Raw genomic sequence first — 26,544 nt, 5'->3', positions numbered from 1 at the left:
ATGGCAAACCTCGCGGGCTACATCTACTGCAGCCGGGCCGAACGCTGGTACACGCCTGCGGGCGATCCGCAGACCTGGCCTGCCCAGGTGCATGTGCATGCGGCCTACGACGATGGCACGGCCAGCTATCTGGGTGTTGCCACCTACACGGCCTCCTATTCGGACTCCTCCGGCATCACCAATGGCTACCGCACCGAGCCTGATCTGGAGAGCCAACCAGGCTATTACGACCTCGTGCCGCCAGCCCTGCGCCATGTCTCACTGCCCCCAGAGGAGCAGCGGACCTACCGCTGGCACTCCAATCGCACCGGCGCGGACATCCTGGCCGCCATTGGCGATGAATTCGAGCTGGCCGACACCAGTGGCATTGACCCGGACACGAACTATGCGATCTGGGTCTTCTGGGTGCCTCCCATTGACGAATATGGCTATTTTCAGCCGCCACACAGCATTGCGGCGCTGACCCCGATCACGACGGCGCTGTGGCAAGGCATGCCCGTGGACGAGGACTGGCACCGCTTTGCCTATGCATCCGACGCGGGCGGCACGCCCTTGGCGTTCTGGGCGGACCGCGTGGGCGTGCAGGAGGTGATCTGATGGCAAACGACCTGCTGAAAATCAGCGGTATCAAACTCACACCCGAAGTGGCCGCCCAGGCTGCGCAGCCCTACCAGCCCGCCCGCGCCGCGTGGACCGAGGTCAAGACCGAACGCATCTGCGAACTGGTGACGACGCCCACTGGCGGCATGACGGCGGGTGTGGTCAAGGTGGTGTACTGGGAAGGCGGCAAGGCGACAGTACGTTGGGAATGGCAGCAGGCAACCCCCCCCACCTACGTGACCACCCGGGTCTGCCGAGATACCCAGGTCACGATCTACCATCCGGCCCAATCCGAGCAGAAGGCCAAGGAGGCCGTGGACTATCAGCCGCCGGGCGTGGTTGAGAACTTCCGCGTGGGCTGGAATGCCGGAGCCCGCTCCATCGACTTCCTGGCGGGCAGCGGCTATGCGGAGTTCTTGCTGCAGGGCGTAGGCCTGGTCGTAGGCTTCAGCGCGCAGCCCGAGGGCACGCTGTGGACCGACATCGAGCACGCCTTCTACGCCACGCGGCGCACGCTCAAGATCGTGGAGCGCGGGGTCGAGAAGTTCGCGGCCGGCAGCTTCGAGGCATCGGACGTGCTGCGCATCGAGCGCATTGGCGACCGGATCGAGTACCGCAAGAACGGCACGCTGCTCTACAAGAGCCAGCGCCCCAGCACGCGCCCGGTGTATCTGGACGCATCGCTGTATTCCGGCGGCGACATTGTTTCGAGCCCCCAGCTCAAGAGCACCAGCAACAGCAATGGGCGCTTCGTGGCATCCATGCGGCCGCCGGCCGGGCTGCTATCGGACCGACCCTATGCGATCTTCAGGGCGGAGATGGCGGCGCTCACCGGCGAGCTGTCGGCGGTCCGCACTCGATTCGCCGGCACCATGCGGCCTCTGGAAAGCATCTGGGCTGACCGGCCCTATGCGCGCTTCCATGCCAGCATGCATCCCCTGACCGGGCAGCTGGCCACCGGCCTGCCGCCCCCGGCCTACGCGCTGTTCACCGCCCAGCTGTACCCGCTGCAGGGTGCGATGCACATCCTGTCCGGCGGGCTGTTCCGCGCGCACAACGTGATGACGCCGCCGGCCACCCTGTGGGCCGATCGCCCCTATGCCGCGTTCCATGGAGAGATGTGCCCAGCCCTGGGGTCTTGGTTCGACTCGGGCTGGACGCAGAGGCCCGTCGTACGCTTGCCGCGCGCCGGCCTGGTGCTGGCGGCCGGAACACGCTTCGAGCTGGTCGGCCCGCGCGCCCAGATGCAGGTGGAGGCGCAGGACGTCTCCAGCCGTGTCGAGCTGGTCATGCCGTCTGCCTCGCTGCAGCTGCAGACAGGCGCCCAGGTGGCCTTGGCTGCGCCTGCGGCACGCATGGCCCTTGAGGCCGACGTCGCGGCCATCGCGCGCTTCGAACTGTCCGCCCCTGCGGCCAGCATGCACCTGGAGGCCATGGTCGATGCCCTGGCCGAGATCACCCTGCAGACGCCGGCCATCCGCGCCGAGATCGTGACGGGCGGCCTGATCAGCATGCAGGGCCCTGTGCCCACCATGCATGCCGAGGCGACCACCGAGGTGCTGGCCGAGATCAGCATGGTGGCCCCGGCCGCACGCCTCACCCTGGAAGCCCAAGGCGAAGCCACCGCCGAATTCGTGCTGCGCTCCCCGGCCATGGTGGCGAACGGCTGGGTGGAGGCGGTGCTGTTCATGCCGCTGGCGCGGGCGCGGCTGGAGGCCACTGTGGTGGCGCCGGTCTCCTACGAGGCCTATGCCATCAACCTTCGCACCAGCCTGGAGACGGGCGGTAACGAAGTCACGCGCTACACGGCTTTCCCTTTCACACGCATCGTGCGCTGGCGCGGCCGCTACGTGGCCATGGCCGCCGATGGCCTGTATTTCCTGGGTGGTGACACTGACACAGGCCAGCCCATCGCCTGGCACCTGCACACGGGGACCACGGATTTCGGCAACGCACAGCGCAAGGCCTGGATCAGCTGCTACGTCGGCGGCCGCATGCCGCCCTGCAGTCGCTTCACCGTGGCCGTGGGCGAGAAGTGCCAGGAGCGCTACCCCTACGACACGCCACGCGGCGCAACGGCGCAGAACTACCGGCAGAAATTCGGGCGCGGCATGGATGCCCGGTATTACGCCCTGGAGCTGTCCGGCCGTGGCGCGCTGACCATTGACGACCTTGATTTCGAGGTCATTGCCAAGACACGGAGGATCTGATGGCAACCGCAGAAGAACTCATTGACGACGCCCGTAGCTATTCCGCAGGCGTCCTGACGGAAGCCCAGGCGGCCTTGGCCTCGGCCACGAGCACCATCACAGGCATCGGCTATGTCTCGCCCAACGTGGACGCCCCGACGCTGGACCAGCCGCTGGATCTGCCGTTGATCCGGTCGGTGCCAGGCCTGTCGGATGTGGTGTTCGACCTCCCGACGAGGCCAGGAGATGCGCCCGCATACCAGGACATCGGGGCCATCGACATCAACGGCGCGCCCACCAGCACGGTCACGGCGCCCACCCTGGTGATGCCGTCCATGCCCAGCAGCATGGAGGCGTTCCAGGGCGAGATGCCTATGGTCTTCACGGCCATGGCTTTCCCGGACGCGCCTGACCAGCTCACCAACCCGGCGCCCAGCGAGCCCACCATCGTGGACCGCCAGGCGCCGACGGCACCCAACATCGTGCTGCCCACGTTCGACACCGATGCGCCGATCTTCTCGGCCGTGGCGCCCACGGACCTGGCGGGCAAGATGGAGCAGAGCTACTACGGGGCCAGCCCGGCGATGGTCAGCATGCTGGACGGCCAGGTCGATGCGCTGCTGGCGAAGTATTGCCCCGGCTACCAGGCCGGCATGGCCGCCATGGAGTCCAAGCTGGCCCAGCTGATGGCCGGCGGCTCGGGCTTCACGCCCGATGTTGAGCGCGCGGTGATGGAGCGCGCCAAGGACCGGAGCCTGGGCGAATACCGGCGCACGCGCGACGCGGCGTGGGCGGATGCTGCGGATCGCGGCTTCACGCTGCCCACCGGCGCGCTGCTGTCGGTGGCCGCCAAGGCGCGCCAGGCCGCCGCCGACAACGTGGCCCGCGCCAACGTCGAGCTGGTTGCCAAGCAGGCCGAGCTGGAGCAGGCCAACCTGCAGTTCGCCATCAGCACCTCCCAGGCGCTGCGCGGCAGCGTGCTGTCGGCCATGCTGGGCTTTCACGGGAACCTGGTGCAAATCAACGGCCAGGCCCTGGAGCACGGCCGCAGCGTGGCGAATCTGCTGGTGGAGACCTACAACGTCCAGGTCAAGGCCTATTCCGCACAGCTGGATGCATGGAAGGCCGAGGCCGGGGTCTACGAGGTGCGCCTGCGCGCTGCCACCGCGCTGATCGACGTCTACAAGGCCCAGATCGACGCCCTGCTAGCCCTGACCCAGGTGGATATGGCCAAGGTCAACGTCTACCGCGCCCGCATCGACGGCATGCAGGCTCTGGCTAATGTCTACCGTGCCCGGATCGATGCCGTGGTGTCGCAGGCCCAGATGGAGCGCGTGAAGATCGACCGCTACAGCGCCCAGGTCCAGGCCTACAGCGCGCAGGTCCAGGCCAAGGCCAACGAGTGGCAGGGCTACCGCGCCGCATTGGACGGCGAGCAGCTCAAGGTCCAGATCTTCGACAGCCAGGTGCGCGCCGAGGGCCAAGCAGCCCAGGTATGGAAGACCAAGGTCGAAGCCATGGGCGAGGCCGTGCGCGCTGCGGCCCTGACCAACGACGCCCGCGCGCGCCAGTACGAAACTGCCTGGCGCGCCTACACCGCCGAGGTGGCCGCGAAGGGCGAGGTGGCCCGGACGCAGCTGGAGAGCGACCGGCAGCAGCTGCTTTCCTTCCAAGCCGAGACCCAGGCCTCCCTGGCGTATTCGCAGGCCCAGGCCACCTACTACAAGACCAGGGCGGACGTGGAGATCAGCTACATGGGCATGAAGCTGCAGGCCCAGATGGGGCAGATCGACAGCATGCGGAACTTCCAGGGCACGCTGGCGGGCCTTGCCAACGTGAATGCCGATCTGAGCGGTAAGGTGGCAAGCATGGCCCTCGGCGGCATCAACTCCTTGGCGATCAACACCAACGGCTGACCACGCCCCCGGCTAGGGTTCGCCCCCGAGCGCGCCCGCCGGGAAACTGCGGGGCATGACAACCCCGGCCTGCCTCGACTTCACCATTTACCAGGGCGCGACGTTCCGTACCGCCCTGGAGCGCTACAGCGTGGCCTACCCGGTGCGCGAGGAATGCGATGGTTTGGTGAAGGCCTGCAGCGGCGAGCCGGTGCCCGATGCCGACAAGGTGCCAGAGAACTACGCCGGCTGCACGGCCCGCATGCAGCTGCGGCGCAGGACGGGCGACGCCGAGGTCCTGCTGGAGCTGAGCACGGCCAACGGCGGGATCGAGCTGGACGGCGCCTGGCTGCGCCTGCTGATGACGGCCGAGCAGACTGCCGCCTTTGAGTACGGCCCCGTTGCGCCCGGCTGGACATCGTGCATCGGCCAGATCGAGATCACGCGCCCCAGCGGTGACGTGGAGCGGCAGTACGAGCTGCGCTTCGTCCTGTACCCGGAGAGCACCCGGTGACCACCGTCGTCTCTTCCGAACCCTCGGCCGCCGTCATCGAGCGGCAGAACTCGGTCGTGGTGACGCGCGAGAGCGGCAAGACCCATGTGGTTCAGCAGCCGGCTCCGCCCGCTGTAGTCGTGACGCGGGGCATTCCTGGGCCGGAGGGCAAGCGCGGCCCTGTTGGCCCGGCTGGCGACACCATCACGGTCAAGGTCGGCCCGCAGGCCATCAGCGGCCACAGCGTGGTGGCCTGCAACGCCCAGGGCGAGCTGATCGCGGCCGACGCGACCAATCCCGCGCACCGTGGCGCCGTCCTCGGCGTGGTGGCCGACGCATACAGCCCCGGCGACGACGCCGTGGTGCAGACCGGCTTTGTGCTGGAGCACAGCGGCTGGGCGTGGGCGCCAGGCCCGGTGCTGGTCGGGCTGTCGGGGCAGCTGGCCCAGGCCCCGCCCGCCGGAGCGCTCTTCTCCCAGGTCATCGGCCAGGCGCTTTCGGCCACCCGCGTCCTCATCGACATCAACCCACCAATCACCCTTGCATAGGAGGCCACCATGGCTGCCAAGAAATTTCTCCGCCTCGTCAACAACTTGGTCACCGAGGTGCTGGGCATCCAGACCTCGGCCGGCGCGGCCAATGCGGGCGACATCGTGGCCCTGGACGATTCGGGCCGCATCGACAACAGCATGATGCCCGTGGGAATTGGCGCCGACACCGCCGTCATCGCAGCCAGCGAGGCGCTCGCGGCCGGCGACTGGGTCAACGTGTGGAACAGCACGGGCGCCAAGGTCCGCAAGGCCGACGCCACAACGTCCGGCAAGGAGGCGCATGGGTTCGTGCTGGCGGCCGTCACCAGCGGCGCCAACGCTACGGTGTACTTCGAGGGCACGAACACCCAGGTCACCGCTCAGACCCCCGGACCCGTGTTCCTGCAGACCACTGCGGGCACGGGCGGCGCCACGGCACCCAGCGCATCGGGCAACGTGGTGCAGCGCTTGGGCGTGGCCGTGAGCACCACCGCCGTGAACTTCGAGGGCGGCGTGCCCGTAGTGCTGGCCTGATCCGCTATGGCTTCTCGGCGTCCCCTGGTCAACGTCAGCGGCAGCATCCGCGAGCTGCCCACGGGCGACACGCTGCCCGGCGTGCGCGAGCTGCTCACCGCTGCGCGCACCTACTACGTCCGCACCGATGGCAGCGACAGCAACACCGGGCTGAGCATTACAGCGGGCGGGGCGTTCGCCACTGTGCAGAAAGCAGTGGACACCATTGCGAACCTCGACCTTGGCACCCAGCAAGCGACGATCCAGGTTTCAGACGGCACATATGCTCCGTTTGAATTGCGCTCCTGTGTGGGGGCATTGGCGCCTCGAATCGTAGGCAACACGACCACCCCCGCAAATGTGCTGATCAGTGCTACTGCGGCGAGTGTCAATGCCGTGCGTGCCGTGAATGCGGGAGCTTGGGCGCTGGGTGGACTGAAACTGCAGGCGACGGGATCGGGTGCTTCCGGCCTTCGAGCGGAAGGCAGAACCACGGTGACGTTCAGTGATTTCACCGAATTTGGCGCCTGCGCAAGTCGGCACGTGTTCTCGCGCGGTGGCGCTGCCGTTTACATCGTGGCAAACACGCGCATCACAGGCGCCGCACAGACCTTTTTCGAAGCGGCCTACGCCGGGGCATATTTCGAATATGTTGGCGGTTACACATGCACGATTGTCGGCACCCCAGTTGCTGGATATGCCACCGTGGTTGCCGGGCTCTGCTCTGTCGTCGTTATCAATGCAATCACGTTCTCCGGCGGTGCCACAGGCATTCGATATGCAGTCGGCACGAATTCCGTGATTCAGACCTTCGGGTCTGGCGCAAATTACTTCCCTGGTGATGCTGCTGGAACGAATGATGGATCGGGGGTCTACTCGTGACCTATCAGCTCTCGCAAGACGCCGGGCACGTCTACCTCTGGACTGACGGTGTTCGCGCCACGATTCCTCTGGCCTCGGCGCCAGAGTACCCTCCCAGCCCTGACGCTGTCGCATACCGCGCCTGGCTCGCGGCCGGCGGCGTGCCACTGCCGGCCGAACTTCGGCCTGCTGCTGAGATCGCGGCTGGCCTGCGTGTAGCTCTGGCCGCAGAGTACCGGCGCCGCATGCAAGTCATCGCGGCCGGCTACCCGCTGAGCGAGCGGGAATCCTGGCCGGTACAGACTGAAGAGGCGAGGGCGCTGGAGGCTGACCCCGCAGCCGCAACGCCCTGGATCGATGCCGCAGCGTTGGCGCGTGGTCTCGACCGCCTGGTGCTTGCCGAGCGTATCCGGGCCAAGGATGACGCATACCGCCAAGTGCACGGACTGCTGACGGGCACCCGGCAGCGCATTGAGGACCAGATCGATGCTGCTGCCGATGATGCGCAGGCGCTGTCGCAGATCGATGTCGCGGCCGGCTGGCCTGCGGCCCCCGTGTAGGGTTCGCCAGCGCGGCGCGGCCCCGGAATCATCGGGGGCATGAAAACTGAAACCCTCGAAGCCATTGGCGCAGCAGGTAACAAGGCGACCATCCTTGGTGGCTCTGTCGCCGTGGCCGGCAAGATGTCTGCGGCAGATCTCGCGGCCTACGTCGGGGCTCTGGTGGCGATCATCGGCCTGTTGATCACCTGGTTCTATAAGCGCGAGGCAGCCAAGCTCCGGCGCGCTGATGACGCCCGCAGGGAACGAGAGTTTCTTCGCAGGGATGCCGAGCGGCAATTGCGCATGGATCTGATGCGAGCCACAGGCGCTCCGGCGCAGCACTACGACACAGATTTGGGCGTGCTCGAGGTGGACGAATGAACGCCGGCCGCGTTTCTGCCGCAGGCCTGGGCATCGGCGCCGCCATCCTGGCGTCCTGGATCGCGGCCGAAGGATTCAGCGCCGCGCCCATCATCCCGGTGCGTGGCGATGTGCCCACCATCGGCCACGGCGCCACGCACTACGAGGACGGCACGCGCGTGACCATGGCAGATCCTCCCATCACCAGGGAGCGCGCCCGCGACCTGGCCGTGAACCTGCTGGAGCAGCAGTACGGGGCCTGCGTGCGCGATTCCTTGGGGGACACGCTGGTGCACCAGGTCGAGTTTGCCCAGGCGGTGGACTTCGCCGGCCAGTACGGCTGCGGGGCCTGGCGCGGCTCCTCGATGCTGGCGCGCACACGAGCTGGCGACTATGCCGGGGCATGCAATGCCTACTTGGCTTACCGCTTCATGACCAGCGCCCAGCCCCTGCAGAACTACAGCGCATACCAGTGGGATGCAGCTGGCCGCCCGAAGCGCTGGCGCTACGACTGCAGCACGCCCGGCAACAAGATTTGCCGCGGCGTGTGGACACGCCAGCAGGCACGCCACGCGGCCTGTATGGAGGCCCAGCCTTGATGGACCGCCTGCAAACCCATGCCTGGCAGCTGCTGGCCCTGCTGCTGGCGGCGCTGCTGGTCTGGCAGTCGCTGGCGCGGCTGGGTGCCGAGCGCGATGCGGCGCAGGCACGCACGGATCTGGCGAACGACCGCCAGGCCGCTGCCACCGCCGCCCTGCACGCATCCGAACGCTATCGACAACGGGAAGGAGCCTACCGTGAACGCCTCGACTTTCTTGCACGCGACACGGACCTGGCCCTGGCGCGCGCTGCGGCGGATGCCGATGCTGCCCGCGCTGCTGCTGGCCGGCTGCGCGGCGACCTCGCCAGCTACCTCACCGCCCACCGTGCCGCCGCCCAGGCTCGCGCCGCTGCCGGACAGTGCGCGCCAGACACCGCAGCCCTCGATCTGCTCGCCGAGCTGCAGCGCCGCGCTGACGAGCGAGCGGGAGCGCTGGCGCGCATTGCTGACGACGCCCGCCACCGAGGCAGCGCCTGCGAGCGCGCCTACGACGCCGGCCTCACTCTGACCCAGACGGCAGACTAGGTCACCACCGGTTCGAGGGTCAGTCAACATGAGACTCGCGTGCACTTCCAAGACGTCCATGACTGAAAACGACGGGCTGACAGTACACACGAAGAAAGCCGCGTCACTCAACAGATGTGACGCGGCTCCTGTGTCAATTAGAACAACACAAGTTGGCCCGGATGGGACCGCCAGTGTTCGCAAACTTGCTCCAGCTTGCCGAGCCGGAAGCGTACGTATTGACGCACATGGACAGTCTTAGACCGAGAATAGGCGACGTAGCGCATGCTATTCCTCCACTTGGTTGAGGAGGGCATTTCTTGCCTACAGCGGCCATTTCCCCTACACTTAGGGGGCCGTAGATGGCGTGGTTACCCTCCACCACCGTCGCCGGCGGCCTATGTGACTAATAAGATCATGTGGGTCTTTGCCACATCCGAGCCCTCCATATCAGAGTTCATCGTCTGATTCGGTCCGCCTAGCAGCGGTTTCGGTTGGGAAATCAGAAACGCCCTCTGCGCCAACAGAGGGCGTTTCACTTTGCGCTGCCGGCTGAGACTCGCTCACCGGGTAGTGCGCATCCAGATAAGCCAAGGCACGTCCCGTCAGGATGAAGAATCCTGTCTTTGGACTGTCAATGAACCCGTGCTTGAGCTTGTAGTTGCTCATCATGGAGCGGATCGCTCCACGGTCAGTTTTCATCTGCTTCGATGAACAGAACGCCTCAATCTCGTCGAGCGTCTTTCCGGCTGTGCCGACGTACCTCAGGATGACGACAACGTCGTCCGTCAGGCGCCGCTTTGGCATCTCATAGTCGTCCTGTCCTTCCGTGCGCGCCGGGGGCGTGACGTCAGGGTGAATGATCGATACCGTAACTTGATGTTGTGGACGGCTCTCCATTGCCTTACCACTTTCCGGGAACAAGCTCTTCGCGAGCAGCGCATCCAGATCATCGACGTTCATGAAGGACTTGAGCATCTCAATGCGGTGCTGGCACTCCACGATCTTCGCCTCCAAGAGGCGGATCTTCGCCTTTTCCTGGTCAATGAGGGCTGTGTACGAGAGTTCCATAGGAGCGGATGATAGCAGCGTCAGATGTGTGGTGCAAATTTATCTGATGAATAGTTGTGATGCATGTGCCTGGGTAACTCAGCCCCATGAGGCATCTTTGTCATGCGTCATGACTGTCGATCAGATCGCATTTGTAATGTTGGGTGCTATGGCGGTGACGCGCTCCACTGTCCAGCCCAAGTCCAGATTGAGAATCTGTTTCTGATTACTCATGCCGTCGTGCTAAGCCTGACACTCTGCCGTGATCCAAACCACGAAAGGGCGTACACATGAGCTTGAACGACGACCACCTGCGCGTCCTGTCCGATACCGAGTGCGCCCCCCTGGCCGAGATCGACCGCCGCGAGGGCTACGAATTGCGGCTGCTGGCCGCGCTGATGGCGTGCACGCGGCCGATAGATGCACTATGACCGCCCATCGCTGACTCAGTCGAGGCGATGCTTGAGCTGCAGGTGTTCCATCATTTCCGCACCCCGCTTCTGTGCCGGCGTCAGGTGGCGCTCTTTGATGCCCAACTCCTCTGGACTTGTCGCAACCTCAATCTTCGCACCTTCTGCAACCGCCATCTCCAGAAACATCTGTCCGATGACTTCGATGCTATGGCCTCCTGGATAGACGATTTCCAGAATTCCACTGTCGTCCTCTTCGTCCTGCAGGTCTCCTGTGGGCAGCACCCGGACTCCGGTCATGACGTGTGTCAGTGGCCCAGCATGATCGGTGTTGCAGTGGTACTGGGGGAGCTGTCGCAGCGCGTTGATGTAGCGGGAGCTGAGGTTGACGGCTTTGCTCATGTCGATAGAGTCCATGTGGGTTGCGAAATCGATCTGCTCGCGCACCCAGGCGGCATTGCCCAAGTCCGCCAGCTTGGCGCGTTGCTCGTCGGTGAGCAACAGCTTGTATGCCTTGGCGCCGTCGTCGGAGAGGGGCTTGCGACCCTGACCGCGGCCGGCGCCTCCCCGGGGTGTTATGGTGTCGTTCATGCTCTCGATTATTTGATTTAATGGCCCATAAATCAACCATGCTGTGCATTCAGGTATGGTCTTGTGATTTTGATTTGATGGCCCATAATTCAACCAGTGGCAGCACGTCGCAGCCACCGACGCCTCCCGGCTGTGCCGTGCTCGATCCTCCGGGCAGCGCTCCATCGCCCAGTCCAGCGCATCAGCCGCGGTGGAGTGCGGCCCGTCGAAGGCAAGAATGCCTCTCTCATCGTCCCAGAACGACCCAGACCAGCGTCGCGCCGCTGGGACGGGGCGCCGGCCGTAGTCCACCACGACCGCATACCAGCCCGGCGCCGTGGGCGCGCCGCCCCAGATGAGCGAGTCCATGTGGCTCAGCCAGCGGGCTGCTCCAGTTGCTCAGCGCCACGACCACACCAGTGCCAAAAGGTGTGACGGCCGTGCGAATAGTGCTGTAGCTCAAACGTGATGCGGACACGACCTGCAAGGAGGGTGTCGATCTCGCCTGTGATGTACTGCGGCTGCCCCCTCCCGGGAGTGGGCAGCAGGCGCTGTGCTGCCGACATCTCTTCGCCACGCACTTTTGCGATTACGCCGCGTTCGATCTGGTTTTGGTTATGCATGGCGAGCTTCAGAAAGGGGCTGGCGACCGGTCCACGGAGACCGGACCACAGCCGCTGTACACGCGGTCATCTCCCGGGCCCCAGACGACGAACCAGTCGCTGTGGATTTGCTCGATGCGATAGTCCTCAGGCAACCCTGGTAGCACTTGCTGTGTTGGCCAGTCCAGCCATTTTGGGTAGGTGAGCAGCGTCGGAAATTCTTCGTACTTGAGCATGACGAACTCCATCAGTAGTCGAACTCGCAGGACCACTCCTGCGCGTGCCATGCGCGGTCACAGTGCTCCAACCCGCTGAACTTCATCTTGCCCGCGCACGCGTAGATCAGCCGCGGCTCGAACAGTTGGTTCTTGCCGTCGTCTCCGAGGATGCGCAGCACGGGAACGGTCCGCTTCTCGCCAGGCACGGGTGCGTGCAGCAGGTCCAGCTCGCCCTTGACGTACTGCAGCGGGCCACGGTGGTAGCTGCGTGCGCCTGCTGTGCGGAGGATGGTGACTTTGACTTTCATGACTGTATAAATATACAGTTATCTGGCAGGGTGAGAAAAGTTAGCATCCACTTATGTGCAATCGATATAACACCCCGCGTGAGATCGAAGTTGAGCGCATGTGGCGGGTCGGCCGGCAGGCGCCACTGCCATGGTGGAAGCCGCACGTCGCGCCGCTGGCCCTGGGGCCGCACATCAAGCCCGGTGGCGAGATTGAGGTCGGGCAGTGGGGCATGATCCCTCGCAGCTCGAAGACGCGGCGCCCGATGACCAGCGACGGCAAGCCTATGTCCACCAACAACGCTCGGCGCGAGACCATTGCAAAGTCCTGGACGTTCGCGCCGGCCTGGCGCGCGGGCCAGCGCTGTTTGATCCCGGTCGAATCTTGGGTAGAGCCCTATTGGGGGCTGGGCTCGCGCAACGTGTGGTGGTCGTTCCGGCGCGCGGACGGGCAGCCGGCGGCGCTGGCGGGCCTGTACAGCGAGTGGACGNAAGCCTATGTCCACCAACAACGCTCGGCGCGAGACCATTGCAAAGTCCTGGACGTTCGCGCCGGCCTGGCGCGCGGGCCAGCGCTGTTTGATCCCGGTCGAATCTTGGGTAGAGCCCTATTGGGGGCTGGGCTCGCGCAACGTGTGGTGGTCGTTCCGGCGCGCGGACGGGCAGCCGGCGGCGCTGGCGGGCCTGTACAGCGAGTGGACGGACCCGCAGACAGGCGAGGTCGTGCCGAACTACACGATGATCACGCAGCCTGCTGATGGGCACCCAGTGCTCTCGCTGATGCACCGGCCGGGAAAAGAAAAGCGCGGGGTCGTGATGCTGGAGCCGGGCGACTGGGATGCCTGGCTGCACGGCACGGCCGCACAGGCTGATGCGCTGATAAAGCTGCCGCCGCTGGGAGCATTGCGGAGCGGGGCAGAGAAGCCTGAGGAGGAGGGGCTACTGCCAGCTGAGCAACTGGCCGAACTGAAGGCCAAGGGGTAGGGCGCTGGCCCGCCCTCGGCGATGTTGATTTTTCTCAGGACGGATGTTGGCACTCCAGAACGCAAAAAAACCCCCTCAGGTGCCATCACGGCGCCGAGGGGGCTTTGTCTTTTTGCGGCTTCTGGTTAGAAGACTATGAATTTGGTTAGAAGAAAGGGGTTAGCTCTTTCGAGCTAACCCCTTGATTCATTGGTCGGAGCGGCGGGATTCGAACTCGCGACCCTCTGCTCCCAAAGCAGATGCGCTACCAGGCTGCGCTACGCTCCGACTAAAACACTATTGTAGCGTCAAAAAAATGGGTATTTTCGCAATGTGCGAATTTTCTGTTCAACGCGATCCAGGGCCGGGGCCACGGTTGGCCAGGTGGCGGAAGGTGATGCGGCCCTTGGTGAGGTCGTAGGGCGACATCTCCAGCGATACCTTGTCGCCAGCCAGGATGCGGATATGGTGCTTGCGCATCTTGCCGCCGGTGTAGGCGATCAGCTGGTGTCCGTTTTCCAGCGTCACACGAAAGCGAGAGTCAGGCAGGACTTCCGTGACGGAGCCTTGCATTTCAATCAGTTCTTCTTTGGCCATGTGTTCAATCTCTTAGGTCTGGGTCGGTTGCGGCACTCATTTGTCGGAACCACGAAAACCTTGCCTGGCCCACAGAACATGGGGTACGTGGTCAGGCTGAAAAGGCTGTGGATGTTCTGCGCAAAAGGCGCAGACCGGACAGAGGACCAGGTCACAACGGTGTCGCAAAGACGAAGCCCGGCAACACCTAAACTTCCTGATTCTACAGTGTTGTATTCGTCGCCGTGCGGGCGGTGTTCAAAGCGGCCATCGTACGCAAAACACAGGTCGGATTCGTGCTGGGACGGCGAGGCTTTTGTCATCCGCGTGTGATGAGATGGCCTCGAAAAACGTGTGCGAGGCTTTGGGGCGGTCCGGCCAGGGTTGAAGGCCGCGGTAGCCGAGGAGGGGCGATGGTCGCGGGTTGGCTAGAATCCGCCCACAGCTTCTATTACTTTTATAGCAAAACCTCGATGTCTGATCGACTTGCCGTTCTCTCCCAGTATCTTTTGCCCAAGCAGGCGCTGACTGCCGTCATGGGGCGCCTGGCCCAGGCGCGTGCGGGTGACCTGACCACGGCAGTCATCCGTCGCTTCATTGCACGCTATGGCGTGAACATGTCGGAGGCGGCCGATTCCGATCCTGCGGCCTATGCCAGCTTCAACGAGTTCTTCACGCGGGCGCTCAAGCCCGGTGTGCGGCCGCTGGCTTCGGCTGACTGGGTCTGTCCGGTGGATGGCGCCATCAGCCAGATCGGCGCCATCGAGGGCGAGCAGATCTTCCAGGCCAAGGGGCACAGCTACAGCGCCACGGCGCTGGTCGGCGGCGATGCGCAGCTGGCGCGGCAGTTCGACAACGGGCATTTCGCCACCATTTACCTGAGCCCGCGCGACTATCACCGCATCCACATGCCCTGTGCCGGCCGGTTGCGTCGGATGATTTATGTGCCCGGCGAACTGTTCTCGGTCAATCCGGTCACGGCGCGCGGCGTGCCGGGCCTGTTTGCGCGCAACGAGCGCGTGGTCTGCGTCTTCGATACGGACCACGGTCCCATGGTGCTGGTGCTGGTGGGGGCCACCATCGTGGGCAGCATGGGAACGGTGTGGCACGGCATCGTCAATCCGCCGCGGCCCGGTCGCATCCAGGACTGGCGCTACGACGACCAGTCCATCGTCCTGGGCCAGGGCGAGGAAATGGGGCGCTTCCAGCTGGGCTCCACCGTCGTCATGCTGTTTCCCGCATCGGCAGGGCTGCGCTTCAACGCGCAGTGGACACATGCCGCGCCCGTGCGCCTGGGCCAGAAGATGGCCGGGCGCGGCGAGGCCTGAGTCTCGAAGGATCGTCGATGAAAAACCGGGCCCAGGCCCGGTTTCCTGTCAAAGAATCCAGCTCAAGGCTTCAGGGCGCCGCTGTGTGGTGAACATCGAGGGTGCGATGCTCAGCCGCTCTGGCCTGACGGGGTCTTCATGGCCGACCAGATAGACCATCAGTTCACGGCGGCGCAGTATGACGTGGCTGACCTTCTCGGCCTTCCCGTTCTGTGTGACCTGCGTGCCCGGGCGGAACAGCGGCATCTGGAAGGTGAAGCTGCGCGGATCGGCCGGTGGCGCGACGGCAGTGCTGGGAGGGGCTTCTAGAGTGGCAACCATAGGCTTGATGTGCATGAGTGGACGCTGCCCACCTTATCGGCACTGCCGCGCCGAACTGTAGGGTCGCCGGGCGGCGAACACCAAGCTCAGGCGTCCGGATGGGAAACGCCGAGGATGGCGTGCAGCCGTGCGCTGGTCGTCGTGTACTGCAGCAGCGGTTTCTCGCCCTGCAGGTACTCGGCGGCGGCAAAGGCCGCCATGGTGGCTTCGTGGAAGCCGCACAGGATCAGCTTGTGCTTGCCCGGGTAGCTGACGATGTCGCCGATCGCATAGATGCCTGGCGCATCGGTGGCCTGGGTTGCAGGGTTCACCAGCAGCTGCTTGCGCTCCATGGCCAGGCCCCATTCGGCGACCGGGCCCAGGCGGGGGGAGATGCCCAGGCAGACGACCAGTTGCTGCGCCGCCAGTTCATGCTCCTGCCCTTCGCCATCCATCCACTGCACGGCACGCAGCAGGCCTGAGTCGGCATGCAGTTGCGTGATCTGGCCGATCACCACGCGGATGGCGCCGCTGTCGCGCAGCTCCTGCAGGCGCTCCAGCAATGGCGCCGAAGCCTGGAAGGCGTCGCGGCGGTAGAGCAGGCAGGTGGTCTGGGCCTTGTCGGCGCAGGCAATGGCCGCGGCCACGGCCTCTTCGTCGCCACCGTGGACGATGGCGGTCCGGCCGCGCACCATTTCCAGATCGGCGGGATGGTAGTGGAGCTGGCCTGCAGCCAGCCGCTCCACGCCGGGCACCTTCAGCGCCTTGGGCACAAAGGCGCCCACGCCAGCCGCAATGAAGACGCTGCGCGCATGCAGTTCAAGGCCTTGCGAGGTCTGCGCCAGCCAGCGGCCATCGTCCAGGCGCTGCAGCTGGGCGACCTGCTGGGAAAGGTGCAGTTGCGCGTCCATGGGCGCGACCTGCCGCTGCAGCAACTGGACCAGTTCATGGCCCGTGCACACCGGAATGCCGGGAATGTCGTAGATGGGCTTGTCGCCGTACAGCTGCGCGCACTGCCCGCCCACATGGGGCAGGGCATCGACGACATGGCAGCGGATGCCTTGCAGCCCCAGCTGGAACACCTGGAACAGGCCCGCCGGGCCTGCGCCTATGACGAGGGCATCGGTCTGGATCGGGTGCGCGCCGGAGGTGTCTTGCATGGGCTGCGCGGCTTCAGCGTTCGAGCTGGTCCAGCTTGCCGGGCTTGCCGTTCCAGTCGTCGGCGTCGGGCAGCGAGGCCTTGCGCTTGGTGATGCTCTTCCAGCCCTTTTCCAGCGACAGCTCGGCATTGAGCTTGATGAAGGCGAGCTGGTCGGCGGGGACGTCTTCCTCGGCAAAGATGGCATTGGCCGGGCATTCGGGAATGCACACGGCGCAATCGATGCACTCGTCAGGATCGATCACGAGGAAGTTGGGGCCTTCGCGGAAGCAGTCCACGGGGCAGACATCCACACAATCTGTGTATTTGCACTTGATGCAGTTTTCGGTGACGACGTGAGTCATGGGAGTCTTTTATTTGCGGTGTGAATGTCGGTATCAACCCGGGATTCTAGAATTTTTCGGAACACGGTCCTGCACATGCAAGAGATTCTGGCGCGGACTGCTGCGGTTTTCTGAAAGCCCACGAGCCGGCATGTGCCGGCTCGCGAAGCGGGACTGTCCAGTTGCTCAATCCAGCAGTGCAGCGCCTGCGGTAGCGTGGCTGGCCGTGTCCACAAGGATCAGCGCACCCAGCTGGCGGGCCTGGGCGAAGGGCGCCGCGGGAATGCTTTCCTGCAGCAGCAGCTCCACGCGGCCGATGGCGTTGGGCTCCAGCTGGGTGGCCTCTTCCTGGGCCAGCGTGTGGATGTTCAGGCGGTGCACCACGCGGCGGGCCTTGGCCTTGATCCAGCGGTGGCCGTGCAGCGCCAGGTAGGTGCGGCCGGGGACCAGCGGCTGCTCGTCCATCCAGGCCACGGTGGCGGTCAGCTCGCGCTGGCTGGGCCATGCCGGCTGTGTCCCGGGGGCATCGAAGTCGTCGTCCGCCACTGCTGCCGCAGCCACCGGGGCGGCGACGATCCAGTCGCCGCGCGAGACATCGACCTCGCGGTCCAGCGTGATGCCGGCTGACAGGCCCGCGTCGATGGAGCCGGGAACGCGGGCATGGTCCAGCACCTGGGCAATCACGGCTTGCTGGCCGCTGGGCAGGATCTGCACGGCGTCGCCCACGCGTGCGCGGCCTGCGGCCACGCGGCCCCAGAACACGCGGCGGCCCTGGCTGGTATCGGCCGAGGACGAGAATTTCTCCACCCACTGCACGGGGAAGGCCAGCGCCAGGCCGGTGTCGGTCGGCGTGTTGGGCAACTGCTCCAGCAGTTGCAGCAGGCTGGGACCGTCGTAGCCGGCCCAGCCGGGCTCGGCGTTGACCACGTTGAAGCCCTTGAGGGCCGAGACGGGCACGGTGGCCGCGGAGGCAATGCCGGCCTCGGCCGTGAAGCGCTGCAGCGCGCCACGGATGTGGACGAAGGCCAGTTGCGGGTCTTCGACGGCGTCGAGCTTGTTGACGGCAAACACCAGCGAGTGCACGCGCAGCAGGTGGGCCAGCAGGCTGTGGCGGCGCGTCTGCGGCAGCAGGGTGAGCTGCGGGTTCTTCCAGTCGAGCTTGGTGGCATCGACCAGCACCACGGCGGCGTCGGCGCTGCTGGCGGCGGTGACCATGTTGCGCGTGTACTGCTCATGGCCCGGCGCGTCGCCGATGATGAACTTGCGGCTTTCGGTGGCGAAGTAGCGGTAGGCCACGTCGATGGTGATGCCCTGCTCGCGCTCGGCCGACAGGCCGTCGGTCAGCAGCGCCAGGTCGGTCTCGCCACTCTTGGTGACGCCGGCGAGCTGGTCCTGGAGCACGGCACGCGTGTCCACCAGCAGGCGGCCGATCAGCGTGCTCTTGCCGTCGTCGACGGAGCCGCAGGTGATGAAGCGCAGGGCCGAGGCGTTGGAGGCCTCGGTGGCGGGGGAATCCGCAACGGCTGCGCCGGCGGCAATGCTTGCGGTGGTCATCAGAAATATCCGTCCTTCTTGCGCTTTTCCATGGAGGCTTCGCTGGTCTTGTCGTCCATGCGCGTGGCGCCGCGCTCGCTGACATCGGCGGCCAGGGTTTCGAGCACGATGTCGGCCGCCGTGGCGGCATCGCTTTCCACGGGGCAGGTGCAGGTGATGTCGCCCACGGTGCGAAAGCGCACGTCGCGCACCACGACTTCCTCGCCGTCACGCGGCGGTGTGAGTTCGGTCACGGGCACCAGCAGGCCGCGGCGTTCCACCACTTCGCGCTTGTGCGTGTAGTAGATGCTGGGCAGGGCGATCTGCTCGCGCTCGATGTATTGCCACACGTCGAGTTCGGTCCAGTTGCTGATGGGGAACACGCGGAAGTGCTCGCCGGGGGCCAGACGCGTGTTGAACAGCGTCCACAGTTCGGGGCGCTGTGCCTTGGGCTGCCATTGGCCGAAGCTGTCGCGGTGGCTGAAGATGCGTTCCTTGGCGCGGGCCTTTTCCTCGTCGCGGCGCGCGCCGCCGATCAGGGCGTCGAAGCGGAATTCATCGATGGCCTCCAGCAGCGTCACCGACTGGTGGACGTTGCGGCTTTCGCCCGGATGGGCCAGGCGCACGGTGCCGCGTGCCATGGAGTCCTCGACGCTGCGCACGATGAGTTCGGCGCCGAGCTCCTTGGCGCGCAGGTCGCGGAAATCGGTCACTTCCGGGAAGTTGTGGCCGGTGTCGATCATCAGCAGCGGGTAGGGGATGCGACCCTTGCCGAAGGCCTTTTCGGCGCAGCGCAGCATGACCAGCGAGTCCTTGCCGCCCGAAAACAGCAGGGCGGGGCGCTCGAAGGCGGCGGCCACTTCGCGCAGCACGAAGATGGTTTCCTCTTCAAGGGCGTCGAGGTGGCGGTTGCTGAGATGGCTCAGCACGGAGGTGTCCACACGGGCGTTCATTTCTTGGTTTCCAATCAAATCGGTGTCAAACGCTGTCGTTTCACTTCTTGGCGTGCAGCCCGCATTCCTTGGCCGCTTCATCCTCCCACCACCAGCGGCCGGCGCGGAAGTCTTCGCCAAGGCTGACGGCGCGCGTGCAGGGTGCGCAGCCGATGCTGGGATAGAACTGGTCGTGCAGCGGGTTGTAGTCCACGCCATGGCTGGCGATGTAGTGCCAGACATCGCCCTGGGTCCAGTCGGTCAGCGGGTTGAACTTGGTCAGGCCCTTGGTCTCGACCTCGCTGCGGTCCACGGCGGGCACGTCGGCGCGGGCATTGGACTGCTCGCGGCGCAGGCCCGTGATCCAGGCGCTCTTGCCGGCCAGCGCACGCGCCAGCGGCTCCATCTTGCGCACGCCGCAGCAGGCCTTGCGCAGCTCGATGCTGCGGTACATGGCGTCCTGGCCGTTGTCGCGGATGAAGTGGATCACCGATTCGAGCTGCGGCCGGTAGACCTTGACGTTCAGGCCGGGCAGCGACTGGGTGCGCTCCAGCAGGGCCAGGGTCTCGGTGTGCAGCGCGCCGGTGTCCAGCACGAAGACGGGGATGTCCAGGCCCAGGCGGTGGATGATGTCGGTGATCACCACATCCTCGGCGCCCAGGCTGGAGGCCTGCGTCACGGCCTCGGCGCCCAGCGCCGCTGCCTCGCGCAGCAAGGCCTCGGTGGCGGCCAGCTTGTCGGCAAAGCCGCTGCTGGCACGGCCGTTGACCTCGGTGGCCTTGGCCGATGCCTGTCGCGACAGAAAGCTTTGCGCACCCATGTCAGGCCGCCTTGACGAAGTGGGGCTCGGGATGGACGGCATCACCCTGGTAGAAGCCGTGGAAGCGGTCCAGCTGGCGCTGGGCATCGGAGATGTCCACGCCTTCGCGCAGCACGGCCACGTCGAAGCCGCAGCGCTGCATCTGCACCAGCTGGTCGATCAGCACGTCGCCCGTGGCGCGGATTTCTCCCTGGAAGCCCAGGCGCTTGCGCAGCAGGCGGGCCTGGCTGAAGGCGCGGCCGTCGGTGAACTTGGGAAAGTGCAGGTCGATGCGCTGCACGCCGGTCAGGTCCAGCGTGAAGGGGTCGGCGTCATTGGCCGGGGCGATGACAGTCTGCTGGCCTTCGGCCGGGCTTTGGTGCTCGTGGGCGGCGATGATTTTCATGGGGATCTCCTGCGGCTCTCACCTGGGGTCAGGCGGCCGCTTCCTCGGTGTGCTTGGCGGGGTGGCGGGCTGCATTGCCGGCGGCCTTGAACGGTTCGATGCCCACGCGGCGCACGGTGGCGATGAAGGTCTCGAAACGGCCGCCTTCGCTTTGGCGCTGTTCGCGGTAGGTGGCCAGCAGGGCCTCGATCACGCCGGGCACTTCGGCGGCGCTGAACGAGGGGCCGATGATCTTGCCGGGCGTGGCCGGGCCGGACAGGTGGGAGCCGTCGGCGCCGCCCAGCGTGATCTGGTACCACTCCTTGCCGTCCTTGTCCACGCCCAGGATGCCGATGTGGCCGCTGTGGTGGTGGCCGCAGCTGTTGATGCAGCCGCTGATGTGCAGGTCGATCTCGCCCAGGTCCCACAGCTCGTCCAGGTCCTGGTAGCGCTCGGTGATGGCCTCGGCAATGGGCAGGGAGCGCGCATTGGCCAGCGAGCAGAAGTCGCCGCCGGGGCAGGCGATCATGTCGGTCAGCAGGCCGATGTTGGGCTTGGCCAGGCCCAGGGCCTTGGCCGCCTTGTACAGCTGGGGCAGCTGGTCGCGGCGCACCCAGGGCAGCAGCAGGTTCTGCTCGTGGGTGACGCGCATCTCGCCGGCCGAGAACTGGTCGGCCAGCTCGGCGGCGGCATCCATCTGGTCGGCCGTGGCGTCGCCCGGCGCGTAGCCCAGGCGCTTGAACGACAGCAGCACGGCGCGCAACTGCGGGTGGCGGTGCGGGCGCACGTTGCTGATCAGCCAGCGGCCGAAGTCCTTGTCTTCCTCGGCGGCCGTACGGAGCAGGGCCAGTGTCTCGGCCTCGGCATTGGCGGGCGACAGGTCCAGCTCGGGCTCGCGGAAATTGGCGGCCACGCGGTCGTACTCGGCTTGCGTGATGGTGTGGGGACCACCCTCGACCTCGACGATCTGGCGGAATTCCTCATCGACCTGGTCGATGAAGTTCTGGCCCTCGGACTTCACGAGGATCTTGATGCGCGCCTTCCAGGCGTTGTCGCGGCGGCCGTAGCGGTTGTAGACGCGGATCACGGCTTCCAGGTAGTTCATCAGCTGGTTCCAGGGCAGGAACTCGCGCAGCACCGGGCTGATGGTGGGCGTGCGGCCCATACCGCCGCCCACGCGCACCTTGAAGCCCAGCTCGCCGGCCTCGTTCTTGAGCAACTGCAGGCCCACGTCGTACCAGCCCAGCGCGGCGCGGTCTTCCTCGGCGCCGCTGATGGAGACCTTGAACTTGCGCGGCAGGAAGCTGAACTCGGGGTGCAGCGTGCTCCACTGGCGCAGGATTTCGGTGAAGGGGCGGGGGTCGGCGATCTCGTCGATGGCAATGCCCGCCAGCGCGTCGCTGTTGATGTTGCGGATGCAGTTGCCGCTGGTCTGGATGCCGTGCAGGTTCACGCTGGCCAGCAGGTCCATCACGTCGGCGGCCTTGGACAGCGGAATCCAGTTGTACTGCACGTTGGTGCGCGTGGTGAAGTGGCCGTAGCCGAACTTCAGGTCGGAGCCGATGCGGCGGCCGTCGTGCAGGGGAATGTCGCCCAGCTTGGCCTGGGTGGCGCGGGCCTCGGCCAGCAGGGCGGCGTCGGGCTGGTCGTACTCGCGGGCCACGCGGGCCAGCACGCGCAGCTGGGCGCTGGACAGCTCGCCATAGGGAACGGCCACGCGCAGCATGGGCGCGTAGCGCTGCACATACCAGCCGTTTTGCAGGCGCAGGGGCTTGAACTCATCCTCCGAGAGCTTGCCGGCCTGCCAGCGTTCGAGCTGGTCACGGAACTGCTCGGCGCGCAGGCGGATGAACTGTTTGTCGAATTCGGTGTATTGGTACATGGCGCTTCGGATGTGGGGTCTTCGACTGCCGCCAGTGGCGGCGGTGCAGGGGTTCATCGCGTGGCACCGAGGCACTTGCGGGACACGCGCACAGAACCCTGCATGGAGGGGAATGTAAGCAATGGCCTTATAGAAGCAAACGATTGTTTTGTCCTGCAAGTATGTGGATATGGATATAAGTGAATGGCAGCAGACTTTGCGGGGCTGGGCATGCCAAACGCATGAGTGGCCGATATGCTTGCCGGCCAGAGGGAGGATTTCAGAATGCGAAACCGCTTGGTTGCCATCGGGCTGTTCTTGGCATTGGCAACTGCTGCTCAGTCGCAGGCCCAGCAGCCGGCACAGCCGCCGTCTCCGTTGTCAGCAACGCACACAGCTGACGCGCCTGAACCCGACGAATCCGCACGGGAATCAGCCTGGGATGCGTATCTGCACCGCGTGGCGGCGCAGTTGGCCGGTTCCGGCAGCGGGCGCGATCTGGCCTTTGCGGCCATCCTGATCAATCTGTCGCCCCGCGACAAAAGAGCTGTCAGCCAGGCCGAGGGCTGGCGCCAGGACGCGCTGGAGCGGGCAGGGCAGGATGCGCTGGCCTATCAACTGCTGGCCTCCAAGGCCCCTGAGGACGAAGGCGAAGTGCGCTCCGAGGCTGCCCGCCGCTGGCTGGCGCTGGAGCCCAGCAATTTCTCTGCGCTGATGCAGCAGGCGCTGGGACCGCAGGAACTGCTGGTTGCAGCGCGCGAAAGCCGCTACGCGGACCTGCACATGTATGACGGCGTGCGCTGGATGCAGTCCGCTTTGCTGCGCCATCCGCCCACGGCACAGGAGCTGCAGGCGCTGGGTGGCAGTCCGAACTACCGGCTCGAGGAAGGCGCGGTGATCACTGCAATAGGTATCTGGACAGCCTTTCCCTTGACGGGCTACAAGGCGCTGCTGGATACCTGCAAACCCGAAGCGATGGGCAAAACCCCGGCGCGCGAGGCCGACTGCCTGCATGTAGCCCACCTGCTGACGCAGCGCTCATCGACCGTGCTGGACGAGGGCTTTGGGCTGGCGATTCAACGCCGGCTGGCCAAAACCCCGACCGAGCGCGCCGCGGCCCAGGCCCGGCGCCGCCAGTTGGAGTGGCTGATGCAAGCGTCCGCCCCGCTCGGCATGCAGGACGGAGGAGCCCAGTTTGCCCGGCTGCTGGCCGATCCTTCCATCCACAGCGAGCAGCAATTGCTGCAGCGCTTGCTCAAGGATGCAGGCCGGCCCTTGACGCCGCCGCCGTGTTGGAAGTGGCGCCCGCCCAGACCTTAGGGATTGCCGGCAGCCGCGCCGCCACCGCCGCCTCGCTCACCCCATAGAGCGCAGCCAGCGCGGCCGGTGTCGCCACTTGCGCCGCCGCACCGCAGGCCTGCAGGCCGCCGCGGCCCAGCAGCGCGATGCGGTCGGCCACCTGCAGCGCATGCTCGGGCTGGTGGGTGGACAGCAGCACGGCCATGCCGCGTGCACGCAGCGCGGCAATCTGGTCCAGCACGCGGATCTGGTTGCCGAAGTCCAGGCTGGCCGTGGGCTCGTCCATGACCAGCAGCGCGGGCTCCTGGGCCAGGGCGCGTGCGATCAGCACCAGCTGGCGCTCGCCGCCGCTCAGCTCGGTATAGGGGCGCAGCGCCAGATGGGCGATGCCCAACTGCTCCAGGCAGCCCAGCGCCAGGGCACGGTCGGCACTTGAAGGCCGGGCCAGCGCAGGCAGGCGCGCGGCACGGCCCATGAGCACCATGTCCAGCGCCTCGAAGCCGAAGACGCCGGCCTGAGCCTGGGGCACATAGCCCACGCGCCGCGCAAACTCGGCACGCGGCCAGCTGTGCACGGGCTGGCCCTGCACGCGCACCTCTCCGGCCAGCGGCGCCAGCAGGCCCAGCACGGTGCGGAACAGCGTGGTCTTGCCGCAGCCGTTGGGGCCCAGCAGGCACAGCACCTCGCCTGCGGTGATGGCCAGGTCCAGCCCCTGGCTGACGCGCCGGCGCCCATGGCCCGTGGCCAGGGCCAGCGTCTGCAGCACGGGTGGGGCCTGCACTTCAGTCATTGCGCCCCGTGCGCGACAGCAGGTAGAGAAAGAAGGGCGCGCCGACCAGGGCCGTGAGAATGCCCAGCGGCAGCTCGATGCGCGCCGCGCTGCGCGCCAGGGTGTCGGCCGCCACCACGAAGCCCGCGCCCAGCAGCGCCGAGGCCGGCAGCAGGCGCACAAAATTGGGGCCGACCAGCAGGCGCGCCACATGCGGCACCACCAGCCCCACCCAGCCGACGATGCCGGCCAGCGATACGGCGGCCGCCGTGCCCAGCGTGGCACAGGCCACCAGCAGCAGGCGCAGGCGTGCCACGGGCACGCCCAGGGCCAGCGCCTCCTCGTCAGGCAGGCCCAGCAGGTTGATGCGCCAGCGCAGCAGCATCAGGGGCAGCAGGGCGCACAGCATCACGGGTGCCGTGGCACCCAGCTCGGGCAGGGTCACGGCGCTCAGGCCGCCCATGAGCCAGAAGGTGATGGATGGCAGCTGCGTATTGGGGTCGGCCAGCGTCTTGACCAGGGCGATGCCCGCGCCCAGCAGCGCGCCCAGCGCAATGCCGGCCAGCACCAGGACCAGCACCGGGTCATGGCGGCGCACGCTGGCGCTGATGGCCACCACCACGGCCACGGCGGCCAGCCCGCCGCCAAAGGCCAGGGCCTGCACGGCCGCCATGGACCAGCCCAGGAAGATGCCCAGCACCGCGCCCAGGCCGGCACCGGCCGAGACGCCCAGGATGTCGGGCGAGACCAGCGGGTTGCGAAACATGCCCTGGTAGGCCGCGCCTGCCGCCGCCAGCGTGGCGCCCACGGCCAGGCCTGCGGCGATGCGCGGCAGGCGGATGTTCCAGAGCACGGTCTCGGCGCTGGCGGACAAGGGGGACGCCGTGCCCATTGCGCGCGCCAGCAGCGACTGCCAAAGCTGCTGCGGCGTGATGGAGAACTGACCCGCCGCCAGCGCCCCCAGCAGCACAGCGGCCAGCAAGGCTAGTGTGAGCACCCACCCCATGCGGCGGCCTGTGGCAGGCATCAACGCGCAGTCTCCATCAGCCTGCCCAGCGCTGCGGACGACAGGTCGGCGCCGTAGAACAGGCGGTAGAAGTCGCGCACCTCGCGTTCCAACGGCGGCAGTGCCTGCAGGGCCGGCGCCTGCGGGTGGAGCTTTTCCAGCAGCCAGCGCACACCGATCAGCCGGTTGACGCCGGGCGGACCATCCAGCCAGCCGAAGGGCCAGACCGGCGCGCAGTGCACGCGGCCCGAGCGCACGGCGGCCACGCCGCGCCACAGCGGGTCCTGGCGCATGCGCTCGGCAAGGCCGGGTTCCTGCGTGACGATGACCTGCGGGTCCCAGGCCAGGATCTGCTCCATGGACACGCGCGTGAGCCCGCCACGCCCTGCATCCGTCGCCACATTGCGCCCGCCCGCATATTCGACGGCTTCCACATTGATGGAGCCCGCCAGCCCCGTTTCCAGGCCGTTGGCGCTGCGCGCGAAGTACACGCGCGGGCGCTCGGCCGGTGCCAGGCCCTGGGTGGCACGCTGCGCCAGCGCCGCCACGGCATCGGCATGGCGGGCCAGCGTCTCGCCACGCGCAGCCTCGCCCAGCAGGGCGCCAACCTCGCGCAACTGGCGTGGGTGGTCGGCCAGCGAGCCCTGGATCAGCACGCAGGGCAGGCCGGTCTGGCGCGCCAGCCGCTCGGTGGCAGAGATATAGGTGGCATCGGCCGTGCCGGCGTCCAGCACCAGGTCGGACTGCAGCTTCAGTAGCGACTCCAGCGGCATGGTGCTGCCGCGCCCGGACAGGCGGCCCAGATGCGGCAGGGCCTGCAGCGTGGGGCCCAGGTAGGCGCGCGAGACATCGTCCAGCTGCTGGGGCCAGCCCAGCAGCTTGTGCGGTGCCAGCGTGGCCACCAGCACACCTGCGGGCGGTCCGGCCGCGAATACGCGGCGCAGCCTGGCAGGGTCCGGCATCTGTCCCATGCGGGCGGCAATCGTGGTTGCCTGGGCATGGCCGGGAACAAGAGCCGATGAGGCCAGTGCCGCCATGGCCTGGCCCAGCCAGCGGCGGCGGGTGAACAGAAGATCGGTCATGAAA

At 66.4% G+C, this 26,544-nt stretch carries 32 protein-coding genes, 1 tRNA gene and 1 pseudogene; 16 read left to right on the top strand and 18 right to left on the bottom strand.

Translation table 11 applies throughout. The features are described from left to right. The 11 genes from HFGMBDPB_RS26460 to HFGMBDPB_RS26410 all read left to right on the top strand — a co-directional run bounded on the left by HFGMBDPB_RS26460 (position 1) and on the right by HFGMBDPB_RS26410 (position 9,109). Positions 1-597, top strand: coding sequence for a hypothetical protein (locus tag HFGMBDPB_RS26460; RefSeq protein WP_212646595.1), 597 nt, complete (start codon positions 1-3; stop codon positions 595-597). After that, positions 597-2,810 carry a hypothetical protein gene (locus tag HFGMBDPB_RS26455; RefSeq protein WP_212646594.1) on the top strand — a complete coding sequence of 738 codons (2,214 nt, stop codon included), beginning with the start codon at positions 597-599 and terminating at the stop codon, positions 2,808-2,810. The genes HFGMBDPB_RS26460 and HFGMBDPB_RS26455 overlap by 1 nt, the downstream gene beginning before the upstream one ends. Next, positions 2,810-4,705 (top strand): coiled-coil domain-containing protein, encoded by a 1,896-nt coding sequence (locus HFGMBDPB_RS26450; protein WP_212646593.1) that lies wholly within the window; start codon positions 2,810-2,812, stop codon positions 4,703-4,705. Before HFGMBDPB_RS26455 ends, HFGMBDPB_RS26450 begins: the two co-directional genes overlap by 1 nt. Before the next feature lie 55 nt (positions 4,706-4,760). After that, a complete protein-coding gene (locus HFGMBDPB_RS26445) occupies positions 4,761-5,198 on the top strand; it encodes a hypothetical protein (RefSeq protein WP_212646592.1) in 438 nt (145 codons plus the stop codon). Next, positions 5,195-5,725 carry a hypothetical protein gene (locus HFGMBDPB_RS26440; RefSeq protein WP_212646591.1) on the top strand — a complete coding sequence of 177 codons (531 nt, stop codon included), beginning with the start codon at positions 5,195-5,197 and terminating at the stop codon, positions 5,723-5,725. Before HFGMBDPB_RS26445 ends, HFGMBDPB_RS26440 begins: the two co-directional genes overlap by 4 nt. Positions 5,726-5,734: 9 nt before the next feature. Further along, complete coding sequence (locus HFGMBDPB_RS26435) at positions 5,735-6,241, top strand: hypothetical protein (RefSeq protein WP_046238392.1); 507 nt, start codon at positions 5,735-5,737, stop codon at positions 6,239-6,241. Positions 6,242-6,247: 6 nt separating this feature from the next. Continuing rightward, on the top strand, positions 6,248-7,102 hold the full coding sequence (locus HFGMBDPB_RS26430) for a hypothetical protein (protein WP_212646590.1): 855 nt from the start codon (positions 6,248-6,250) through the stop codon (positions 7,100-7,102). Positions 7,103-7,326: 224 nt separating this feature from the next. Then, positions 7,327-7,641, top strand: a complete 315-nt coding sequence (locus HFGMBDPB_RS26425; RefSeq protein ID WP_249343715.1) for an HI_1402-related protein — start codon at positions 7,327-7,329, stop codon at positions 7,639-7,641. Between the two features lie 39 nt (positions 7,642-7,680). Then, on the top strand, positions 7,681-8,004 hold the full coding sequence (locus HFGMBDPB_RS26420; RefSeq protein WP_013802133.1) for a holin: 324 nt from the start codon (positions 7,681-7,683) through the stop codon (positions 8,002-8,004). Beyond that, positions 8,001-8,582, top strand: coding sequence for a glycoside hydrolase family protein (locus HFGMBDPB_RS26415; protein ID WP_212646589.1), 582 nt, complete (start codon positions 8,001-8,003; stop codon positions 8,580-8,582). Before HFGMBDPB_RS26420 ends, HFGMBDPB_RS26415 begins: the two co-directional genes overlap by 4 nt. Continuing rightward, positions 8,582-9,109: a DUF2514 family protein gene (locus tag HFGMBDPB_RS26410; RefSeq protein WP_212646588.1), complete on the top strand. Its 528-nt coding sequence runs from the start codon at positions 8,582-8,584 to the stop codon at positions 9,107-9,109. The genes HFGMBDPB_RS26415 and HFGMBDPB_RS26410 overlap by 1 nt, the downstream gene beginning before the upstream one ends. Positions 9,110-9,538: 429 nt before the next feature. On the opposite strand, the gene HFGMBDPB_RS26405 is transcribed toward HFGMBDPB_RS26410, so the two are convergent. Then, positions 9,539-10,159: a hypothetical protein gene (locus HFGMBDPB_RS26405; RefSeq protein WP_212646587.1), complete on the bottom strand. Its 621-nt coding sequence runs from the start codon at positions 10,157-10,159 to the stop codon at positions 9,539-9,541. A gap of 269 nt (positions 10,160-10,428) precedes the next feature. On the opposite strand from HFGMBDPB_RS26405, the gene HFGMBDPB_RS26400 reads away from it, so the two are divergent. Then, positions 10,429-10,569 carry a hypothetical protein gene (locus HFGMBDPB_RS26400; protein ID WP_212646606.1) on the top strand — a complete coding sequence of 47 codons (141 nt, stop codon included), beginning with the start codon at positions 10,429-10,431 and terminating at the stop codon, positions 10,567-10,569. Between the two features lie 15 nt (positions 10,570-10,584). Here HFGMBDPB_RS26400 and HFGMBDPB_RS26395 read toward each other — a convergent pair whose 3' ends face one another. From HFGMBDPB_RS26395 to HFGMBDPB_RS26380, 4 genes are read right to left on the bottom strand one after another with little or no spacing between them, the layout of a single operon-like run. Next, on the bottom strand, positions 10,585-11,487 hold the full coding sequence (locus HFGMBDPB_RS26395; protein ID WP_212646586.1) for a hypothetical protein: 903 nt from the start codon (positions 11,485-11,487) through the stop codon (positions 10,585-10,587). Between the two features lie 5 nt (positions 11,488-11,492). Further along, complete coding sequence (locus tag HFGMBDPB_RS26390; protein ID WP_212646585.1) at positions 11,493-11,741, bottom strand: hypothetical protein; 249 nt, start codon at positions 11,739-11,741, stop codon at positions 11,493-11,495. Between the two features lie 8 nt (positions 11,742-11,749). Beyond that, complete coding sequence (locus tag HFGMBDPB_RS26385) at positions 11,750-11,956, bottom strand: hypothetical protein (RefSeq protein WP_225970989.1); 207 nt, start codon at positions 11,954-11,956, stop codon at positions 11,750-11,752. Positions 11,957-11,967: 11 nt separating this feature from the next. Continuing rightward, the gene (locus HFGMBDPB_RS26380) at positions 11,968-12,246 is read right to left on the bottom strand and encodes a hypothetical protein (protein WP_212646584.1); all 279 of its coding nucleotides are present in this window, start codon (positions 12,244-12,246) and stop codon (positions 11,968-11,970) included. A 53-nt stretch (positions 12,247-12,299) separates the two neighbouring features. Here HFGMBDPB_RS26380 and HFGMBDPB_RS29980 point away from each other — a divergent pair. Together HFGMBDPB_RS29980 and HFGMBDPB_RS26370 are read left to right on the top strand one after the other, a co-directional pair. Then, positions 12,300-12,692 (top strand): annotated as a pseudogene (locus HFGMBDPB_RS29980) (SOS response-associated peptidase family protein); the annotation flags it as partial. A gap of 31 nt (positions 12,693-12,723) precedes the next feature. Further along, the gene (locus HFGMBDPB_RS26370) at positions 12,724-13,209 is read left to right on the top strand and encodes an SOS response-associated peptidase family protein (RefSeq protein ID WP_212646583.1); all 486 of its coding nucleotides are present in this window, start codon (positions 12,724-12,726) and stop codon (positions 13,207-13,209) included. 190 nt (positions 13,210-13,399) lie between these two features. On the opposite strand, the gene HFGMBDPB_RS26365 is transcribed toward HFGMBDPB_RS26370, so the two are convergent. Both HFGMBDPB_RS26365 and infA read right to left on the bottom strand, forming a co-directional pair. After that, positions 13,400-13,476 (bottom strand) — tRNA-Pro (locus HFGMBDPB_RS26365). A gap of 60 nt (positions 13,477-13,536) precedes the next feature. After that, positions 13,537-13,785, bottom strand: a complete 249-nt coding sequence (infA, locus tag HFGMBDPB_RS26360; protein WP_012206460.1) for a translation initiation factor IF-1 — start codon at positions 13,783-13,785, stop codon at positions 13,537-13,539. A 452-nt stretch (positions 13,786-14,237) separates the two neighbouring features. Between infA and asd the strand changes: the two genes are divergently transcribed. After that, the gene (gene asd / locus HFGMBDPB_RS26355) at positions 14,238-15,092 is read left to right on the top strand and encodes an archaetidylserine decarboxylase (RefSeq protein ID WP_154833983.1); all 855 of its coding nucleotides are present in this window, start codon (positions 14,238-14,240) and stop codon (positions 15,090-15,092) included. Between the two features lie 48 nt (positions 15,093-15,140). Here asd and HFGMBDPB_RS26350 read toward each other — a convergent pair whose 3' ends face one another. The 8 genes from HFGMBDPB_RS26350 to HFGMBDPB_RS26315 form a co-directional block, all read right to left on the bottom strand. Next, positions 15,141-15,413: a hypothetical protein gene (locus HFGMBDPB_RS26350; protein WP_227468472.1), complete on the bottom strand. Its 273-nt coding sequence runs from the start codon at positions 15,411-15,413 to the stop codon at positions 15,141-15,143. 86 nt (positions 15,414-15,499) lie between these two features. After that, positions 15,500-16,552, bottom strand: coding sequence for an NAD(P)/FAD-dependent oxidoreductase (locus tag HFGMBDPB_RS26345; RefSeq protein WP_212646582.1), 1,053 nt, complete (start codon positions 16,550-16,552; stop codon positions 15,500-15,502). A 13-nt stretch (positions 16,553-16,565) separates the two neighbouring features. Then, complete coding sequence (gene fdxA / locus HFGMBDPB_RS26340) at positions 16,566-16,895, bottom strand: ferredoxin FdxA (RefSeq protein WP_012206456.1); 330 nt, start codon at positions 16,893-16,895, stop codon at positions 16,566-16,568. A gap of 165 nt (positions 16,896-17,060) precedes the next feature. Then, the gene (locus HFGMBDPB_RS26335) at positions 17,061-18,428 is read right to left on the bottom strand and encodes a sulfate adenylyltransferase subunit 1 (RefSeq protein WP_016453316.1); all 1,368 of its coding nucleotides are present in this window, start codon (positions 18,426-18,428) and stop codon (positions 17,061-17,063) included. Further along, on the bottom strand, positions 18,428-19,360 hold the full coding sequence (gene cysD / locus HFGMBDPB_RS26330) for a sulfate adenylyltransferase subunit CysD (RefSeq protein ID WP_016448348.1): 933 nt from the start codon (positions 19,358-19,360) through the stop codon (positions 18,428-18,430). The genes HFGMBDPB_RS26335 and cysD overlap by 1 nt, the downstream gene beginning before the upstream one ends. A gap of 40 nt (positions 19,361-19,400) precedes the next feature. After that, positions 19,401-20,159 carry a phosphoadenylyl-sulfate reductase gene (locus tag HFGMBDPB_RS26325; RefSeq protein WP_212646581.1) on the bottom strand — a complete coding sequence of 253 codons (759 nt, stop codon included), beginning with the start codon at positions 20,157-20,159 and terminating at the stop codon, positions 19,401-19,403. A 1-nt stretch (position 20,160) separates the two neighbouring features. Next, the gene (locus HFGMBDPB_RS26320) at positions 20,161-20,544 is read right to left on the bottom strand and encodes a DUF934 domain-containing protein (protein ID WP_016448346.1); all 384 of its coding nucleotides are present in this window, start codon (positions 20,542-20,544) and stop codon (positions 20,161-20,163) included. Positions 20,545-20,572: 28 nt separating this feature from the next. After that, positions 20,573-22,405: a nitrite/sulfite reductase gene (locus tag HFGMBDPB_RS26315; protein WP_212646580.1), complete on the bottom strand. Its 1,833-nt coding sequence runs from the start codon at positions 22,403-22,405 to the stop codon at positions 20,573-20,575. 450 nt (positions 22,406-22,855) lie between these two features. Between HFGMBDPB_RS26315 and HFGMBDPB_RS26310 the strand changes: the two genes are divergently transcribed. Further along, positions 22,856-23,704: a hypothetical protein gene (locus HFGMBDPB_RS26310; protein ID WP_249343714.1), complete on the top strand. Its 849-nt coding sequence runs from the start codon at positions 22,856-22,858 to the stop codon at positions 23,702-23,704. Here the strand turns inward: HFGMBDPB_RS26310 and HFGMBDPB_RS26305 are convergent. From HFGMBDPB_RS26305 to HFGMBDPB_RS26295, 3 genes are read right to left on the bottom strand one after another with little or no spacing between them, the layout of a single operon-like run. Beyond that, a complete protein-coding gene (locus tag HFGMBDPB_RS26305) occupies positions 23,640-24,473 on the bottom strand; it encodes an ABC transporter ATP-binding protein (protein WP_212646578.1) in 834 nt (277 codons plus the stop codon). The two genes, HFGMBDPB_RS26310 and HFGMBDPB_RS26305, sit on opposite strands and share 65 nt — an antisense overlap. Continuing rightward, a complete protein-coding gene (locus tag HFGMBDPB_RS26300) occupies positions 24,466-25,479 on the bottom strand; it encodes a FecCD family ABC transporter permease (RefSeq protein WP_212646577.1) in 1,014 nt (337 codons plus the stop codon). Before HFGMBDPB_RS26300 ends, HFGMBDPB_RS26305 begins: the two co-directional genes overlap by 8 nt. Beyond that, entirely contained in the window at positions 25,479-26,540 is a 1,062-nt protein-coding gene (locus HFGMBDPB_RS26295; protein ID WP_212646576.1) for an iron ABC transporter substrate-binding protein, read from the bottom strand. Before HFGMBDPB_RS26295 ends, HFGMBDPB_RS26300 begins: the two co-directional genes overlap by 1 nt. Positions 26,541-26,544: the final 4 nt, after the last annotated feature.

This window comes from Delftia sp. PE138 (assembly GCF_018320755.1).
GTDB classification, from domain to species: domain Bacteria; phylum Pseudomonadota; class Gammaproteobacteria; order Burkholderiales; family Burkholderiaceae_C; genus Comamonas; species Comamonas tsuruhatensis.
This window is presented reverse-complemented; position numbering and strand designations above follow the sequence as displayed.